Below are 16,551 nucleotides of genomic sequence, written 5' to 3'. Positions count from 1 at the left end.
GCGCTCACTCCGCCGGCTTCGGTTCGCTGACGCCGTCTTCGCGCGCGGCGCTTTCGGCGTTGAGGCGCTTGGCGCCCCACGGCTCATACCAGGCGTTGAAGGTACCGATGATGCCCTTGGGCAGCAGCAGCGTCACCAGGATGAACAGCGCGCCCAGCATGAACAGCCAGTACGGCGCCAGCGGACCCGACGTGAACACGGTTTTGGCGTAGTTGACCACGATGGCGCCGAGCGCCGCCCCGATCAGCGTGCCGCGGCCGCCGACGGCGACCCAGATCACCGCCTCGATCGAATTGCCCGGCGCGAATTCGCCGGGATTGATGATGCCGACCTGCGGCACATACAGCGCGCCGGCGACGCCGGCAATGCAGGCCGAGAGCACGAACACGAACAGCTTGTAGGATTCGACGCGGTAGCCCAGGAATCGCGTGCGGGATTCGGCGTCGCGGATCGCGATCAGCACCTTGCCGAGTTTGGAGGTGACGACCGCGCGGCAGATCAGGAAGGCGATGATGAGCGCCAGGCAACTCAGGATGAACAGCGCGGCGCGGGTGCCGTCGGCCTGGACGTTGAAGCCCAGGATATCCTTGAAGTCGGTCAGTCCGTTATTGCCGCCGAAGCCAAAGTCGTTGCGGAAGAACGCCAGCAGCAGCGCGTAGGTCATCGCCTGCGTGATGATCGACAGATAAACACCGGTGACGCGCGAGCGGAACGCCAGCCAGCCGAAGCAGAAGGCGAGCAGGCCCGGCACCACCAGCACCATCAAGGCTGCGAACCAGAACATGTCGAACCCGTACCAGTACCAGGGCAGCTCCGGGTAGTTCAGGAACACCATGAAATCGGGCAGGACCGGATTGCCATAGACGCCACGGCTGCCGATCTGGCGCATCAGGTACATGCCCATGGCGTAACCACCGAGCGCGAAGAACGCGCCATGGCCGAGCGAGAGGATGCCGCAATAGCCCCAGATCAGGTCGATCGAGAGTGCCAGGATGGCGTAGCAGACATATTTGCCGAACAGCGCCACCAGATAGGTCGGCACCTGGAACATCGAGCCTGATGGCAGCAGCAGGTTGGACAGCGGGATCAGCACGCCGAGGCCGGCGACGATCAGCAGGAAGACGGTCGCGCTGCGGTCCAGCGAGCGGGTGAGGACATGCGGCGTCATCGGCGGTCACCTCTCCCGCTTGCGGGGGAGCATAGGTCGCCTTCGGCGACCGTTCTTAGATAAGAACGCCGACGCGAAGCTTCGGCTATGGCGCGAAGCGCGGCGGGTGGGGGCTCTCTCCAATCGAAGAGTGTTACTCGTGGCGACACCCCCACCCCTACCCTCCCCCGCAAGCGGGAGAGGGAGTCAGAGCACGGCGCGGTGAAGCATTCCATTGCAGTAAGCGGCGTCATGCTTCGATCGCCCGTCCCTTGAGCGCGAACAGGCCGCGCGGCCGCTTCTGGATAAAGAGGATGATCAGCACCAGGATCGCGATCTTGCCGAGCACGGCACCGGCGACCGGCTCCAGGAACTTGTTGGCAATGCCGAGCGTGAAGGCGCCGACCAGCGTGCCCCAGAGATTGCCGACGCCGCCGAACACGACGACCATGAAGCTGTCGATGATGTAGCTCTGGCCGAGATTGGGGCTGACATTGTCGATCTGCGACAGCGCCACGCCGGCGATCCCGGCGATCCCCGAGCCGAGGCCGAAGGTCAGTGCATCGACGCGCGAGGTGGCAATGCCCATCGAGGCCGCCATGCGACGATTCTGCGTCACCGCGCGCATTTCCAGACCCAGGGCCGTGTAGCGCAGCATCGCCAGCAGGACGGCGAACACCGCCAGCGTGAAGCAGAGGATCCAGAGCCGGTTATAGGTGATGGTGATCTGCCCGAGCTCGAACGCGCCGCTCATCCAGCTGGGATTGCCGACCTCGCGGTTGGTCGGGCCGAACATGGTGCGCACCGCCTGCTGCAGCACCAGTGACAGGCCCCAGGTCGCCAGCAGCGTTTCCAGCGGCCGGCCGTAGAGGAAGCGGATGATGCTGCGTTCGATCACGACGCCGAGCGCGCCGGCGACCAGGAAGGCGAGCGGGACCGCCATCAGCAGCGAATAGTCGAACAGTCCGGGATAGCTGGTGCGGATGATCTCCTGCACCACGAAGGTGGTATAGGCGCCGATCATCACCATTTCGCCATGGGCCATGTTGATGACACCCATCACGCCGAAGGTGATCGCCAGCCCGATGGCGGCAAGCAGCAGCACCGAACCCAGCGACAGGCCGTACCAGGCGTTCTGCACCATCGACCACATCGCAAGATTACTCTGAATCGAGGTGATGGCGCTGGCTGCGGCCTGCGCCACCAGCGGCGGCGCGTCGCTGCCAAGGCCGGTCAGCAGCGCCAGGGCTTCCTGATCGCCGCGCGCCTTGATGATGGCGATGGATTCCAGCTTCTCGGCGTCTGACGCGTCGGACTTGTAGAGCAGGATGGCGGCGCGGGCCTCGGCAAAGGCCGCTTTCACCGCCTTGTTGGTCTCTTTCGCCAGCGCGCCGTCGATGACCGGAAGGGCGGTCTCCTCATGGCTCTTGAACACCGATTGCGCGGCCGTCAGCCGCTTGGCCGGATCGGGCGACAACAGCGTCAGGCCGCCAAGCGCGGCCTCCACGGTGCGACGCAGGCGGTTGTTGAGACGGACGGCGGCGGCGCCCGCGGGCAGGCTGGCGACGGCGGCGCCGGTGGCGGCGTCGATGATCTTGCCGTCGGCCTGCGTGACGAAGACTTTCTTGGATTCCGGATCGGCCGACAGCCGGCCCTCCCCCAGCGCGCTGATGATCGTAAACGCCAGCGGATTGCCTGAGTTCGCGACCGCGCCGATCGCCTCGTCGGTGTCGGAAAACTCGTCATTGGCGAATTTGGCGACCGCGTCCTCGAACGGACCGGCCAACGCCGGCACGGCGAAGGCAGCGATCAGGAAGATTGAAACAACGAGTGCGCGTAGACGGTCAATGAGACTGGCAGGCAATTTACGACCCCGGCAGAGGTAAAAGGAAGGCGGCGACATCGCCGCCTTCCGGTCTTCCCTTGGAAGTTTCTTGTTGCACTCAGAGCGCTATCAGGAGCCCTGACCGCCGCACTTGTTGGTCTTGGTGTTGTAGTTGCCGCACTTCTTGCCAACCCAGTCGCCGATCAGGTCCTTGGAGCCGTCGAGCTCCTTCGACCATGCGTCGCCGGCTACCAGGCCCGGGGTCTTCCACACCACGTCGAACTGGCCGTTGGCTTTGATTTCGCCAATGAACACCGGCTTGGTGATGTGATGGTTCGGCAGCATCTTGGAGGTGCCGCCGGTCAGGTTCTTGGCTTCGATGCCGGGCAATGCGTCGATCACCTTGTCGGCGTCGGTCGACTTCACCTTCTCGACCGCCTTGACCCACATTTCGAAACCGATGACGTGTGCTTCCATCGGATCGTTGGTCACGCGCTTCGGATTCTTGGTGTAGGCCTGCCAGGCCTTGATGAACTTCTCGTTGGCCGGGTCCTTGATCGACTGGAAGTAGTTCCAGGCGGCCAGATGGCCGAGCAGCGGCTTGGTGTCGATGCCGGCGAGTTCTTCTTCACCGACCGAGAATGCGACAACCGGAATGTCGGTCGCCTTGATGCCCTGGTTGCCGAGTTCCTTGTAGAAGGGAACGTTGGCGTCGCCGTTGATGGTGGAGACCACAGCGGTCTTCTTGCCGGCCGAGCCGAACTTCTTGATGTCGGCCACGATTGTCTGCCAATCCGAATGACCGAACGGCGTGTAGTTGATCATGATGTCTTCCTGCTTGACGCCCTTCGACTTCAAGTAGGCCTCGAGGATCTTGTTGGTGGTGCGCGGATAGACGTAGTCGGTGCCGGCCAGCACCCAGCGCTTCACCTTCTCGTCCTTCATCAGATAATCGACCGCGGGGATCGCCTGCTGGTTCGGCGCAGCACCAGTGTAGAACACGTTGCGCTCGCTCTCCTCGCCTTCGTACTGCACGGGGTAGAACAGGATGCTGTTGAGCTCCTTGAACACCGGCAGCACGGATTTGCGCGACACCGAGGTCCAGCAGCCGAACACAACGGAGACCTTGTTCTTGGTGATCAGCTCGCGGGCCTTTTCCGCGAACAGCGGCCAGTTCGACGCCGGATCGACCACGACGGCCTCGAGCTTCTTGCCCAGTATGCCGCCCTTCTTGTTCTGCTCGTCGATCAGGAACAGGACGGTGTCCTTCAGCGTGGTTTCGCTGATGGCCATGGTGCCGGAAAGCGAATGCAGGACGCCGACCTTAATGGTCTCCTGCGCCTGGGCGGGGCCGAATGCGGCCAGGCCCAAAACCAGGCCAGCGGTCGCTGCCAGCCAACGACGGCGGCTCAGCGTCGCTATATCGTGGGTAAGTTGTGTAAGCATGAAATGTCATCTCCCTGACGCAGGCGTGAAACGCTGCGAAACGGCCCCAACGGCCGCCTGCATTAATGGAATCGCAAGAACCATGCCACGGACTGGGCACAGGTTAAGTCTATAGAATTGCAACAGAATCCTCCGCTTACGGCGGAAATGGCGAGAAATCTGCCTATTTTTTGGACTGAAAAAATGTATTCTTTTGCGGCAAACAGTCTATTTTCTAAGCAAAATAGGCCATTTGGCTAATTTTACGGCACGAGATTCTGGCGTTACGGTGGCAGGGAAGCCGGCCGAGGCCGCCGGAACGAGCGAGTTTTCCGGCTATTTCTTAACCGCACCAAGCATTTCCGGCGATTTACCTTGAAAGCGCCGTGTTCATGTTCCATATGAGCCCGGTGACCTAGAGAATCATCAGGTCCTTGCGAGCCGCGTGTTCTGATCCCGTTCAACGGTTTCTGGCTTGCCCCTTCAGCCTAGCAAAACCGACGCCCCAAACACGCGGGTGTCTCAGACACCCCCTCGCGCGCTCCTGGCTGTATCAGCCGGGCGCCTGCCTTTTATAATGGAAAGAACCACCTTTTGACCTCCTTTCAGGATTTCGGCCTTGCCGATCCCATCTCGCGTGCCCTCAAGGAAGAGAATTACCTTACCCCCACACCCATCCAGGCCCAGACCGTTCCCCTCGCAATGACCGGACGCGACGTCGTCGGCATCGCCCAGACCGGCACCGGCAAGACCGCAGCCTTCGCGCTGCCGATCCTGCACCGCATTCTGGAGAACCGCATCAAGGTGCAGCCGAAGAGCTGCCGCGTGCTGGTGCTCTCGCCGACCCGCGAATTGTCGGGCCAGATCCTCGACAGCTTCAACGCCTATGGCCGGCATATCCGCCTGACCTCGACGCTGGCGATCGGCGGCGTGCCGATGGGCCGTCAGGTCCGCTCCCTCATGCAGGGCGTCGAAGTCCTAGTGGCCACCCCCGGCCGCCTGCTCGACCTCGTGCAGAGCAACGGGTTGAAGCTCAATCAGGTCGAGTTCCTAGTGCTCGACGAAGCCGACCGCATGCTCGACATGGGCTTCATCAATGATATCCGCAAAATCGTCGGCAAGCTGCCGATCAAGCGGCAGACGCTGTTCTTCTCGGCCACCATGCCGAAGGACATCGCCGAGCTCGCCGAAGCGATGCTGCGCGATCCCGCCCGCGTCGCGGTGACGCCGGTGGCCTCCACCGTCGAGCGCATCACCCAGCGCATCATCCAGGTCGATTTCGCCGCCAAAGCGGGGATCCTGGCCCAGTTCCTGAAGCAGGAGCCGGTCGACCGCGCGCTGATCTTCACCCGCACCAAGCATGGCGCCGACAAGGTGGTGAAGGGCCTCGCCAAGGTTGGCATCCGGGCCGACGCCATCCACGGCAACAAGTCGCAGAACAACCGCGAGCGGGCACTGGCATCGTTCCGCTCCGGCGAGATCCGCACCCTGGTCGCCACCGACATCGCCGCCCGCGGCATCGACGTCGACGGCATCAGCCATGTGTTCAATTTCGACCTGCCCAACGTGCCGGAAACCTATGTCCACCGCATCGGCCGCACCGCGCGCGCCGGCGCCGAGGGCGTTGCGATCTCGCTGATCGCAGGCGCCGAGGAAATGGGCTACCTGCGCGACATCGAGCGGCTGATCCGCGTGGTGCTGCCCCGCGAAGACCGCCGCACGCCCGGCACGCGCGATACCGCGCCCGCACCGTCCCAAAAGCCGTCCCAGAACCGTGGCGCACGGTCCGCGCCGCGTGGCCACTCCCATGGCCACAGTCATGGCGGCCGGTCGAATGAAGCGGCACCGGGCTCAAAAGGCCCTCGCCGTCCCCGCCGCGGAGGTGGTAATAATGCCGCGCCGCAGCCGACCCGGCATGAGTCGCCGCGTCCGGCGCAGGGTGGCAACAGCGAAGGCATTCAAGGCGTCGCCTTCTTGCATCGCGAGAGCCGCCCGAATACCCAACCCAACCGTACCCATCGGCCGCAGCGCTAAGCCTCGATCGATCTGGAGACAAATATGGCTAAAGAAGAGCTGATCCAGTTCGAAGGACTGGTGACCGAAATCCTCCCCGACGCGCGCTACCGCGTGCAGCTCGATGCAGGACACGAGATTGTTGCCTACACCGCGGGCAAGATGAAGAAGAACCGGATCAAGACGCTGGCAGGCGATCGGGTCACGATCGAAATGTCACCCTATGATCTGGAGAAGGGCCGGCTGATTTTCCGTCACAAGGACGAGCGTCCCTCGACCGGTGCCCCGCGTGGTGCACCGCCGCGCGGCGGCCAGTTCCGCCGCCGGTAACAGGCTTTGTAACGACCGATTGCCATCGTGCCCGACAGCTGATGTCGGTGCGCGATGGACCGGGCTTGCCCTGTTCAAAAAATCGTGCACGTCAGGATTGTTTTGGACCCCTTGATCGAATAATATTGGTGATCGATTTTCGGCCGGACGACATTAGCTATCCACCGGTACAGCCGGTTTAGACGCTGACGACCCTTCCAAAAATTCGATCTCACCAGCCCGTCGAGAGGTGGGCTACGACTAGTATATCCGAGAAGGGACTACCCCCGTGAGCATGGGAACCGTGAAGTGGTTTAACGCAACCAAGGGCTATGGCTTCATCCAGCCGGATGACGGCGGCAATGACGTGTTCGTGCACATCAGCGCTGTCGAACGTGCCGGTCTTGGTACGCTGCGTGAAGGCCAGAAGATCAGCTACGAAATCGTGGCCGATCGTCGCTCTGGCAAATCTTCGGCCGACAATCTTCGCGCCGCTGGATGAGCGATTTTTCAGGACGCCCGGTGCGCCCTTGAAAATTGCTTCGAAATGACAAAAGGCCGCGCCCATGGCGCGGCCTTTTTTCTTGCATGCGTAGCGCCGTCGCGATCCTTGCGGCGCGGCGGCCTATGATTTCGGGCAGCCAGTCGAGGATGAACTGGGTGGCGGATTGAAAACGCACTGCGACTGGCGTGGACGGGTATAGGTGAAATCGGTCAAGTTGATTCCGGTTTTTGTCATCACATAGCCGATCGCGGGCTTATAATTGTAGCTGACCTCGCTATAGATCAGATAGGTATCGGCGACCTTGAGCGCGGCCGGTATCGTCACGGTACCCGATGGCGGCGCCGCTCCCGACGTGGCGGACCAAATTTGCTTCACGGAAAGATTCGCGTCGACGTAGAGCTCCACGATCCTGGCATTCACTTCCGAGGCGGGATAGGGCGTCATGATGCTGGTGCTGGCGTTGAATATGTTATTCAACTGGGTGCTGGTGACCGAGACGTTCTGCGACGTCAGATCGGACAGCGTTCGCGCCATCAACGTCACCTTGCGGTCGACCGCGATGCCGGACGAAAACTCGACTGTGCCGAAAAACAGCACCAGCATCAGCGGCACCACCATGGCGAACTCGACGGCCGCGATTCCCCTGGTATCGCCGGACAGATCGAGCGCCGAGCGCCGCATGCGAAGCCAGATCCTGCTCATCAGACTCATCGCGATGCCTATCTTCCCTTGACCCGTTGTCTTGACGAAAACCGGGTCCACTTGGCCTGAAAACGCCTTAGAAAGGTTCATTCTGGAATGCGGCGGTTCCGCTCAGCAGCCGCTTGCTGCCGCTCAGATTCGAAATGTCATAGCCGAACTTGGTGACCAGGATCGGCCATTCATAGAATAGCCGCACCATGACGATGTCGCCGGGGCCGCCCGGGCTGTAATTGTTCGGCGGCACGAAATTCTTGCTGGCGTCGATCGGATTGGAGACGTTGACGTTGCTGAACTGGGGATAGCTCTGCACGTCAACGGAGATTTTCGCGCAATCGAACAGCGCGGCAACCTTGCCGCAGACATAGTTCTTGAACTGCACCTGGGTGTAGGCAGCGCTCTGCGCCTGACCGGTCATGATCATGCGCGCCGAATCCTGCGTCACGGTCTCGAGCACCTGGCTGGCAAAGAACATCAATGCCGTCTCGATGATCGCAAACAGCAGCGCAAAGAACATCGGCGCGACCAGCGCGAACTCGACGACGGCCGAGCCACCGCGGTTGCGGCGAAAACGGCGAAGCAACTGGCTGACGGAGCGGATATGCGACGGCATCGAAGCGACCTCAGGCCCGAGCGGAACTGCCGCAACAAATAGCCGAAACAGATTGTCGAAGTGTTTCGCCGGATCGAAGCAGAACGGCTCGCGCCGTTAAGCGGACGTTAACCGTCTACCGCCGGGCGCAAAGCGGCGTGCAGCTCAGCACATCGGTGCCGCTGCTGCCGCGGTAAACCGTGACCAGTTTGCTGTTGCCGGTTGAAGTAACGGCGGTCGTCTTGCTGTCTGTGATGCTGCGCAACGCCAGTGACAGGCTCCCGCTCAGGCGCGCCTTTCCCAAAATCTCGACGTCATCGGGCGTCATCTCCAGCGTTGCCGTCTTTCCCAGCACCGCGTTTTGCCCCTCTTTTTCCTTGGGGGCCTGGTCGATGGCGAGAACGCGGACATTGGTCAGAACGGTTTGGGAAGAGATAATATCGGGCGCCTGCCCCGCGGCATCGGGATTCGCCTGCTTCTCGCGCTTCGACAGAATGACATCGACGCGATCGTTCGGCAGAATGAAGCCGCCCGCGCCGGTTTCGGCCGAGATTTCAGTCGAGACGGCCCGCATTCCGGTCGGCAGAATGGCTGCCATGAATCCCGAGCCGTTCGCCTTGACCAGCTTCTGCTCGCGGATCGGCTCCCCCGCGATGAACGGCATGCGGGCGATGGAGCCAACGATTTGGGTGATGGCCTCGGGCCGGTCTTTCTTGCGAATGAAGTTGCCGCTTGAAGACGACTCGGTCCAGGTCTGCCACTGTAGATTTTCGGCGGCGACGGTCTGGCCAAGGCCGATATCATCCTTGGCCACGAGCACATCCACCGTCGGCAGTTGTGGTACCACGGCGACCGGTTCGGAAGCTTCTTTATCGGTACCACTCGCAAGGTATGCGGCAACACCGCCAGCACTGATTGCGATGGCCAGAACGACAATTCGGGCGGTGTTCATACGCTTTTACTCATACATGACGCGGCGACGTCTCCGGCGCCAAAGCGAGTCTAGCCAGTTATTGGTCAAAGCAAGGTTAAAGGAGCGCACCGAAGTCGCGTTGGCAAACCCCGGCGTCGGGAGCCGGTTTGACGCCCGACGGTTCGCGTTCCCTGCCTATTTCCGGAATGGATAGGCCATTTGCCCGGCGATCTCGCTCGGGAAGGTCGACTGATCGTCGACGCCGTAATTATCCGGCAAACGGTCTTTGGGCATCCGGAAGGTTCCAAACAGGATGTCCCAGAGCGGAAAGGTCCCCGCGAAATTGGTGTTGCCGCCCTCGCCGGGCGCGGTGTGGTGCCAGCGATGGAACACCGGGGTGGCAAGCACGTATTTGAACGGGCCGAGCGTCCAGTTCAGATTGGCGTGAACGAACGCCGAATGGAAAATGTTGAAGGGGCCAAGCCACACCATCACGTTCGGCGAAATACCCGCCATCAGCAACGCGACGTCAATCCCGATGGTCCCGAGCAGCAGGTTGACGGGGTGAAAGCGCGCCGCCGAAATCCAGTCCACATCCTCGGAGGAATGATGGATGGCGTGGTATTTCCAGAAGCCGCCGCGATGGAACATGCGGTGCAGCCAGTACATCATGAAATCAGCGAGCACCAGGAACAGCACCGCCTGCAGCCCTAGCGGCAGCGTCGACAGCGGCCCATGGCCGTTGTCATAGAAGGCGATCAGCTCGTCGCCGTCATGAATTTGGAACACCAGGGCGGCGCCGAGCACCAATAGCCCGATCCGGAACACGCGGGCGAACAGCGGCACCAGGAACCAGTACGCGAGGTCGGTCACAAGCTCGCGCTTGCGCCACCACGGCCGGCCGGGATTGCAGGCCCAAAAATGCGCCAGCGGCGAGAATACCAGCGCCAGGGCGAGCGTCACCGGCACCACCGTGGCCAGCGTCTGGCCAATCATCTCGACGATTTCCAGGCCCAGGAACATGGCCGCTTCCTAGCACCTTGTGCAATCAGGCGCGCCGCAGAACGCGATTTCTGCACGGCTCAGGCGCGCAACGTGCCGCGATCGGATCGGGCGGTCAATTCTGCCGTGAGGAAAAACTTCCCGTCGGCACCTCGGATCAAGTCCGGGGCCATACTGCGCTCGAAAACGCCCTACTGGCGAAACGGATAAGCCAATTGTCCGCCGATTTCGTTCGGCACCGCCTGCTCAGCGTCGACGCCGTAATTATCCGGCAGCTTGTCCTCCGGCATCCGGTAAGTTCCGAACAGAATATCCCAGAGCGGGAAGGTGCCCGCAAAATTGGTATTGCCGCCCTCCTCCTGCGAGGTGTGGTGCCAGCGGTGGAATACCGGCGTCGCCAGCACGTATTTGAACGGGCCGAGCGTCCAGCTCAGATTGGCGTGGACGAAGGCCGAGTGGAAGGTCGTGAACGGCCCGACCCACAGCATGATGTTCGGCGAGATGCCCGCCATCAACAGGATGACGTCCACCATGATCGTTCCGATGAACAGGTTGACGGGGTGAAACCGTGCCGCGGAAATCCACTCGAGATCCTCCGAGGAATGATGGATCGCGTGGTACTTCCAGAACCCGCCGCTGTGAAACATGCGGTGCAGCCAATACAGCATGAAGTCGGATGCGACCAGGAACAGCAGCGCCTGCACCCAGAGCGGAAGCTCGGCCAGCGGACCATGGCCATTGTCGTAGAATGCGACCAGGGCGTCGACGTCATGAATGTTGAAGACGACGCCGGCGCCGAGCACCAACAGCCCGATGCGGAGCACACGGGCGAATACCGGGACGAAGAACCAGTAGCAGATGTCGGTAACGAGCTCGCTCTTGCGCCACCACGGCTTGCCGGGATTGCAGGCCCAGAAATGCGAGAGCACCGTGAACACCAGAGCGAGGCCAATCGTAACCGGCACCACCTTCGCCATGGTCTGGCCCATCATCTCGATGACTTCCATAGGCATACTCGACATCACGGCCTCGCTTGATGGGAAGATGCAAGGGGTATCCCCTCGCGCTTAAGGAGCGGTGAATCAGGCTCTTTGCGCCGGCAGCGACAACACGGCCCGCAATATTACGCGCATTCTATCAACTGGCTTAAATCCGCGTTTACTCTGAGTGAGAACAGCGAGTTCCAGCCGTTTTTGCGCAATCGAATTAACTGCGCCGCAATGGTCGGCTTTTAGGGTGACGCCATGGTCACGGTGCTGAGAACGCCGCGAGACCAAATGATAGTTCGACCAGCCACGTGTACACAGGAGTTAATCTATTATGAAGAATCTCGTTTCGCGTTTCGTCAAGGATGAGTCCGGCGCGACTGCCATCGAATACGGCCTTATTGCCGCTGGCATTGCGATCGCGATCATCACCGCCGTCCAGGGCGTTGGCGGCAAGCTGTCGACCAACTTCGGCACGATCTCGACCTCGCTGAAATAAGCGATCGTCGCAATCTGCTTCAAAGGCCCCGGGTCACCCGGGGCCTTTGTCGTTTTGCGGGACTTGGGTCGTTTTCGAGCCTCGGGGTTTTTGCGGGCCCGTCTCGCAGCGGCTGTTTTCCGATTGTTCACTTCTCGTCGATAGGTTCGCCGGATGCCTGAATGCCTTGTTGCAGCACGGTCCGTGTGAATTCATGATCCTCGATGTTGCCCGCCTTATGCTGTTTCCGGCCCTGATGGCGTTCGCGGCTGCGAGCGACCTTTTCACCATGACGATTTCGAACCGGATATCGCTGGCCCTGGTGGCCGGCTTCCTGGTTTTGGCGCCGCTGGGCGGAATGACCCTGCACGATTTCCTGATGCATCTGGCGGCCGGAGCCACCGTCCTCGTCGTTGCCTTTGGCTGTTTCGCGATGGGCTGGGTCGGCGGCGGAGACGCCAAGGTCGCGGCCGGGGTGGCGCTCTGGTTCGGCTTCAATCACCTGTTCGACTATCTGGTCTATGCGTCGCTGCTCGGCGGCGCCCTGACACTGCTGCTGCTCTATATCAGGCAGTGGCCGCTGCCCGGCCCGCTCACGGGCCAAGCCTGGCTGCTCCGCCTCCACGACAAGCAGACCGGAATCCCCTACGGCATTGCGCTCGCGATCGGCGCGTTGCTGGTCTATCCGGAGACCGAGTGGATCAAGTCGATCGACGTCACGCGCCTTGCAATGCGTTGATCTTTCGAACGGTAACGCACTGTTAAGGCAATTTACTCACGCCTCATTAACCATGCTTTGACGAATAGCTGGTCAACTCCCATCACGGCGGCGGAAGCGTCGCGGCGTAATGTGGAAAGTGACGCGTATGAATACCGCTCGCATTGTCGTTTTGACCAACGCCATCGGCGCTGGCGGCATTGCCGCATATTCCGCCAGCGGATCCGACTACCGGCCGGCCGCGAGCGCCGGCAGCAATTTCATCAGCAGGGCCAACGAGGCCGAAGCCATGCGGGACATCGCCGGCTCGGTCGAAAACAAGACCGACGAACAACCCAACCGGCGCGGGGAAAGCATCAGCGTCGTCAGATACATCGTCGCCAGCCAGCGATCGATGCAGAAGTGATCAAGAGGACGCAAATTATGAAGCGCAGGGGAAATCAGCCGATGCTGCGGACATTTATCGTCCGCGCCCTGTCGCTTTCGGCGGCCGCAGCGCTGACGCTCAATCCGGTCCTGACGCCGGTCAAGGCCAGCGATTATCGCGTCGCGGCGCCCGCCGCCATGGACGGCCAGGCGGGCGCACGTCCGGTTTCGCTCGGGATCGGAAAGTCGATGGTGATCGACCTGCCGCGCGACATCAAGGACGTGCTGGTCGCCGACCCGAAGATCGCCAACGCCGTCGTCCGTTCCGCCCAGCGCGCCTACATCATCGGCGCGGCGGTAGGCCAGACCAATATCGTGTTCTTCGATTCGGCGGGCCAGCAGATCGCGGCCTACGACATCGCGGTCAAGCGCGACCTCAACGGCCTGCGCGCCGCGCTGAAGACATCGCTGCCGAACTCCGACATTCATATCGACGGCGTCGGCGAGGGCGTGGTGCTGTCCGGCACCGCGGCGAGCCCGATCGAAGCGCAACAGGCTTTCGACATGGCCGTTCGCCTCGCAGGCGGCGCCGACAAGGTCGTCAATTCGATCGCAGTCCGCGGCCGCGACCAGGTGATGCTGAAGGTGACGGTCGCCGAAGTCGCGCGCAACATCATCAAGCAGATGGGCATCGACCTCACGGCCAGCATGACCTACGGCACGGCGGTGGTGAACTTCAGCAACGCCAACCCGTTTACCGCCTTTGGCCGTCCGCTGGTCGCCGGCAACGCCGCATCGGGAACGTTCGGCGGCACCGGCAACGTCCCGTCGGTGACGGCCACGCTGCGCGCCATGGAAAGCGCTGGCGTGGTGCGGACGCTGGCCGAACCCAACCTGACCGCTATTTCCGGTGAGTCCGCGACCTTCATCGCCGGCGGCGAGTTTCCGGTTCCCGCGGGCTATTCCTGCGACCCGGTTACGCGCGTCTGTACGACCCAGATCCAGTTCAAAAAGTTCGGCATTTCGCTCAATTTCACGCCGGTCGTGCTGACCGAAGGCCGGATCAGCCTGCGCGTGATGACCGAGGTCTCCGAACTGTCCAACGACAACTCGATCACGCTGACCCAGGCGCTCACTGGCGCGGGCATCAACTCGCTGACGATTCCCTCGATCAAGACCCGCCGCGCCGAGACGACGCTGGAAATCCCGTCGGGCGGCTCGATGGCGATGGCCGGCCTGATCCAGGAGCAGACCAAGCAGGCCATCAATGGCTTTCCGGGTCTGGCGCAATTGCCGGTGCTCGGCACGCTGTTCCGCAGCCGCGACTTCGTCAACAGCCAGACCGAGTTGATGGTCCTGGTCACGCCCTACGTCGTCCGCGCGGTCGCGCAGAAGGATCTTTCGCGTCCGGATGACGGCTTCGCAAGTGCCTCCGATCCGCAGACCGATCTGCTGGGCAGCATCAATCGCATCTACGGCGTTCCGGGCCGCAACGAGCCGGCACGGAATTATCGCGGCACCTACGGCTTTATTACGGACTGAGGCGGGACGATGACACAACCGAGGACATCCAGAGTACCCGCCGACCGTAAGCGCGCTCTCCGCCTCGCGGGAGCGCTGATCGCCGTTGCGGTGGTGATGGGCGCCTGCAAGCACGCCGACCCGGTGGCGACCGCGAGCGTGCCCGACGATTATCGCCTGCGCCATCCGATCGCGGTCCAGGAAGCCGATCGAACAGTGATCGTATTCGTCGGCCGTGGCCGCGGCGGTCTGTCCGCGCCCCAGCGCGCCGATGTGATGGGAATGGCGCAGACCTGGCACAAGGAAGGCACCGGCGGCATCACCATCGACATGCCGGTCGAGACGCCGAACGCACGGGCGGCCGGCGATTCATTGCGCGAGATCCAGGCGACGCTTGCCGCCGCCGGCGTGCCGCCGCGCGGGGTTGCCGTGCGCCAGTATCGTCCCGAGGACCCCAGGCACATGGCGGCGATCCGGCTGACCTATCCGAAAATCTCGGCCACCGCCGGCCCCTGCGGCCTGTGGCCCGACGACCTCGGGCCGTCCGTCAACAACAAGGGCTATTTCGACAACAAGCCCTATTACAATTTTGGTTGCTCCAATCAGCGCAATCTCGCGGCGATGGTCGACCATCCGTCAGACCTCGTGCAGCCGCGTGCGGAGACACCCGCCTATGCGCCACGGCGCGATATCGCCTTCGACAAGTATCGCAAGGGTGTCGCGACCACGACCAGCTATCCCGAAGCAGACAAGGCCAAACTCAGCGATACAGGCAAATGATCAGCTACTCGCGCCAGACCCCCGAACAGCAGCCGGACGGCCCGCAGCCGTCGACGGAAGATCATATCGCGCCCGCGCCGCGCGTGTCCGTGCAGGCGTTCTGCGAGACGGTGGAAACCGCTGCCGCCGTGCAATCGGCCGGCGAAGACCGCCGTCTCGGCAAGGCCCATTTGAAGATCCAGATGGGCGGCATGGCCGCCGCCATCGAGGCCTATCGCTCCGCGCCGACACCAAACGTGATCATCCTGGAAACCGAAGGCCGCAACGACATCCTGCTCGGCCTCGATCAGTTGGCTACCGTGTGCGACGCCGGAACCCGGGTGATCGTGATCGGCCGCATCAACGACGTCACGCTGTACCGCGAACTGGTGCGCCGCGGCGTCAGCGACTACGTCATCGCCCCGGTCACCGCCATCGACGTCGTCCGCTCGGTCTGCAACCTGTTCTCGGCGCCCGAGGCCAAGGCGGTCGGCCGCATCATTGCCGTGGTCGGCGCCAAGGGCGGCGTCGGCTCGTCCACCGTCGCGCATAACGTCGCCTGGGCGATCGCCCGCGATCTGGCGCTGGATTCGGTGGTCGCCGATCTCGACCTTGCCTTCGGCACCGCCGGCCTCGACTACAACCAGGACCCGCCGCAGGGCATCGCGGACGCGGTGTTCTCGCCCGACCGGGTCGATACCGCCTTCATCGACCGCCTGCTGTCGAAATGCACCGACCATCTCAGCCTGTTGGCGGCGCCGGCGACGCTCGACCGGGTCTACGATTTCGGCGCCGACGCGTTCGATGCGATCTTCGATACGCTGCGCACCACGATGCCCTGCATCGTGCTCGACGTTCCCCATCAATGGTCGGGATGGACCAAGCGCGCGCTGATCGCGGCCGACGATATCCTGATCGTGGCGGCCCCCGATCTCGCCAATCTGCGCAATACCAAGAACATCTACGACCTGCTGAAGGCGTCGCGCCCGAACGATCGCGCGCCGCTCTATTGCCTCAACCAGGTCGGCATTCCGAAGCGCCCCGAGATCCCCGCCAGCGAATTCGCCAAGGCGATCGAGAGCCAGCCGATCGCCACGATCCCGTTCGAGCCGCAGATGTTTGGCTCGGCCGCCAATAATGGCCAGATGATTGCGGAAATCTCCGCCAATCACCGGACCACCGAGATGTTCCTGCAGATTGCGCAACGGTTGACAGGCCGCGGCGAGACCAAGAAGCCGAAGGGGTCGTTCCTGTCGCCCCTGATCGAGAAGTTGCGGGCCAGGAAGTAAGCCG

At 62.4% G+C, this 16,551-nt stretch carries 17 protein-coding genes; 9 read left to right on the top strand and 8 right to left on the bottom strand.

Annotation, left to right across the window (positions count from 1 at the left end):
* Positions 1-4: 4 nt before the first annotated feature.
* The 3 genes from urtC to urtA form a co-directional block, all read right to left on the bottom strand.
* Positions 5-1,168 carry an urea ABC transporter permease subunit UrtC gene (urtC, locus tag ACSQ84_RS32085; protein WP_436215740.1) on the bottom strand — a complete coding sequence of 388 codons (1,164 nt, stop codon included), beginning with the start codon at positions 1,166-1,168 and terminating at the stop codon, positions 5-7.
* Between the two features lie 229 nt (positions 1,169-1,397).
* The gene (gene urtB, locus ACSQ84_RS32080) at positions 1,398-3,011 is read right to left on the bottom strand and encodes an urea ABC transporter permease subunit UrtB (RefSeq protein ID WP_436215739.1); all 1,614 of its coding nucleotides are present in this window, start codon (positions 3,009-3,011) and stop codon (positions 1,398-1,400) included.
* A 90-nt stretch (positions 3,012-3,101) separates the two neighbouring features.
* Positions 3,102-4,418, bottom strand: coding sequence for an urea ABC transporter substrate-binding protein (urtA, locus tag ACSQ84_RS32075; RefSeq protein WP_436215738.1), 1,317 nt, complete (start codon positions 4,416-4,418; stop codon positions 3,102-3,104).
* A gap of 573 nt (positions 4,419-4,991) precedes the next feature.
* Between urtA and ACSQ84_RS32070 the strand changes: the two genes are divergently transcribed.
* The 3 genes from ACSQ84_RS32070 to ACSQ84_RS32060 all read left to right on the top strand — a co-directional run bounded on the left by ACSQ84_RS32070 (position 4,992) and on the right by ACSQ84_RS32060 (position 7,221).
* On the top strand, positions 4,992-6,431 hold the full coding sequence (locus tag ACSQ84_RS32070) for a DEAD/DEAH box helicase (protein ID WP_436215737.1): 1,440 nt from the start codon (positions 4,992-4,994) through the stop codon (positions 6,429-6,431).
* A gap of 24 nt (positions 6,432-6,455) precedes the next feature.
* A complete protein-coding gene (gene infA, locus ACSQ84_RS32065) occupies positions 6,456-6,740 on the top strand; it encodes a translation initiation factor IF-1 (protein WP_025588295.1) in 285 nt (94 codons plus the stop codon).
* A gap of 268 nt (positions 6,741-7,008) precedes the next feature.
* Complete coding sequence (locus ACSQ84_RS32060) at positions 7,009-7,221, top strand: cold-shock protein (protein ID WP_002714433.1); 213 nt, start codon at positions 7,009-7,011, stop codon at positions 7,219-7,221.
* Between the two features lie 123 nt (positions 7,222-7,344).
* Here the strand turns inward: ACSQ84_RS32060 and ACSQ84_RS32055 are convergent, their stop codons facing one another.
* The 5 genes from ACSQ84_RS32055 to ACSQ84_RS32035 all read right to left on the bottom strand — a co-directional run bounded on the left by ACSQ84_RS32055 (position 7,345) and on the right by ACSQ84_RS32035 (position 11,452).
* The gene (locus ACSQ84_RS32055) at positions 7,345-7,935 is read right to left on the bottom strand and encodes a TadE/TadG family type IV pilus assembly protein (RefSeq protein WP_436215736.1); all 591 of its coding nucleotides are present in this window, start codon (positions 7,933-7,935) and stop codon (positions 7,345-7,347) included.
* A 67-nt stretch (positions 7,936-8,002) separates the two neighbouring features.
* Entirely contained in the window at positions 8,003-8,536 is a 534-nt protein-coding gene (locus ACSQ84_RS32050) for a TadE/TadG family type IV pilus assembly protein (RefSeq protein WP_436215735.1), read from the bottom strand.
* 115 nt (positions 8,537-8,651) lie between these two features.
* A complete protein-coding gene (cpaB, locus tag ACSQ84_RS32045; RefSeq protein ID WP_436215734.1) occupies positions 8,652-9,467 on the bottom strand; it encodes a Flp pilus assembly protein CpaB in 816 nt (271 codons plus the stop codon).
* A gap of 156 nt (positions 9,468-9,623) precedes the next feature.
* Entirely contained in the window at positions 9,624-10,451 is an 828-nt protein-coding gene (locus tag ACSQ84_RS32040; RefSeq protein WP_436215733.1) for a sterol desaturase family protein, read from the bottom strand.
* 170 nt (positions 10,452-10,621) lie between these two features.
* Complete coding sequence (locus tag ACSQ84_RS32035; RefSeq protein WP_436215732.1) at positions 10,622-11,452, bottom strand: sterol desaturase family protein; 831 nt, start codon at positions 11,450-11,452, stop codon at positions 10,622-10,624.
* Between the two features lie 298 nt (positions 11,453-11,750).
* Here ACSQ84_RS32035 and ACSQ84_RS32030 point away from each other — a divergent pair, with 298 nt between their 5' ends.
* From ACSQ84_RS32030 to ACSQ84_RS32005, 6 genes are all read left to right on the top strand, one after another.
* Complete coding sequence (locus tag ACSQ84_RS32030; RefSeq protein WP_192737154.1) at positions 11,751-11,915, top strand: Flp family type IVb pilin; 165 nt, start codon at positions 11,751-11,753, stop codon at positions 11,913-11,915.
* A 193-nt stretch (positions 11,916-12,108) separates the two neighbouring features.
* A complete protein-coding gene (locus ACSQ84_RS32025) occupies positions 12,109-12,633 on the top strand; it encodes an A24 family peptidase (RefSeq protein WP_436215731.1) in 525 nt (174 codons plus the stop codon).
* A 127-nt stretch (positions 12,634-12,760) separates the two neighbouring features.
* Positions 12,761-13,018 (top strand): hypothetical protein, encoded by a 258-nt coding sequence (locus ACSQ84_RS32020; RefSeq protein WP_436215730.1) that lies wholly within the window; start codon positions 12,761-12,763, stop codon positions 13,016-13,018.
* Between the two features lie 17 nt (positions 13,019-13,035).
* Positions 13,036-14,520 (top strand): type II and III secretion system protein family protein, encoded by a 1,485-nt coding sequence (locus tag ACSQ84_RS32015; protein WP_436215729.1) that lies wholly within the window; start codon positions 13,036-13,038, stop codon positions 14,518-14,520.
* A gap of 9 nt (positions 14,521-14,529) precedes the next feature.
* Complete coding sequence (locus ACSQ84_RS32010) at positions 14,530-15,279, top strand: CpaD family pilus assembly protein (protein WP_436215728.1); 750 nt, start codon at positions 14,530-14,532, stop codon at positions 15,277-15,279.
* Positions 15,276-16,547: an AAA family ATPase gene (locus ACSQ84_RS32005; RefSeq protein ID WP_436215727.1), complete on the top strand. Its 1,272-nt coding sequence runs from the start codon at positions 15,276-15,278 to the stop codon at positions 16,545-16,547. The genes ACSQ84_RS32010 and ACSQ84_RS32005 overlap by 4 nt, the downstream gene beginning before the upstream one ends.
* Positions 16,548-16,551: the final 4 nt, after the last annotated feature.

This window comes from Bradyrhizobium sp. LjRoot220 (genome assembly GCF_964252915.1).
Taxonomy (GTDB): domain Bacteria; phylum Pseudomonadota; class Alphaproteobacteria; order Rhizobiales; family Xanthobacteraceae; genus Bradyrhizobium.
The sequence above is the reverse complement of the archived record's forward strand: the minus strand, read 5'-3'. Positions and strand labels throughout refer to the sequence as shown.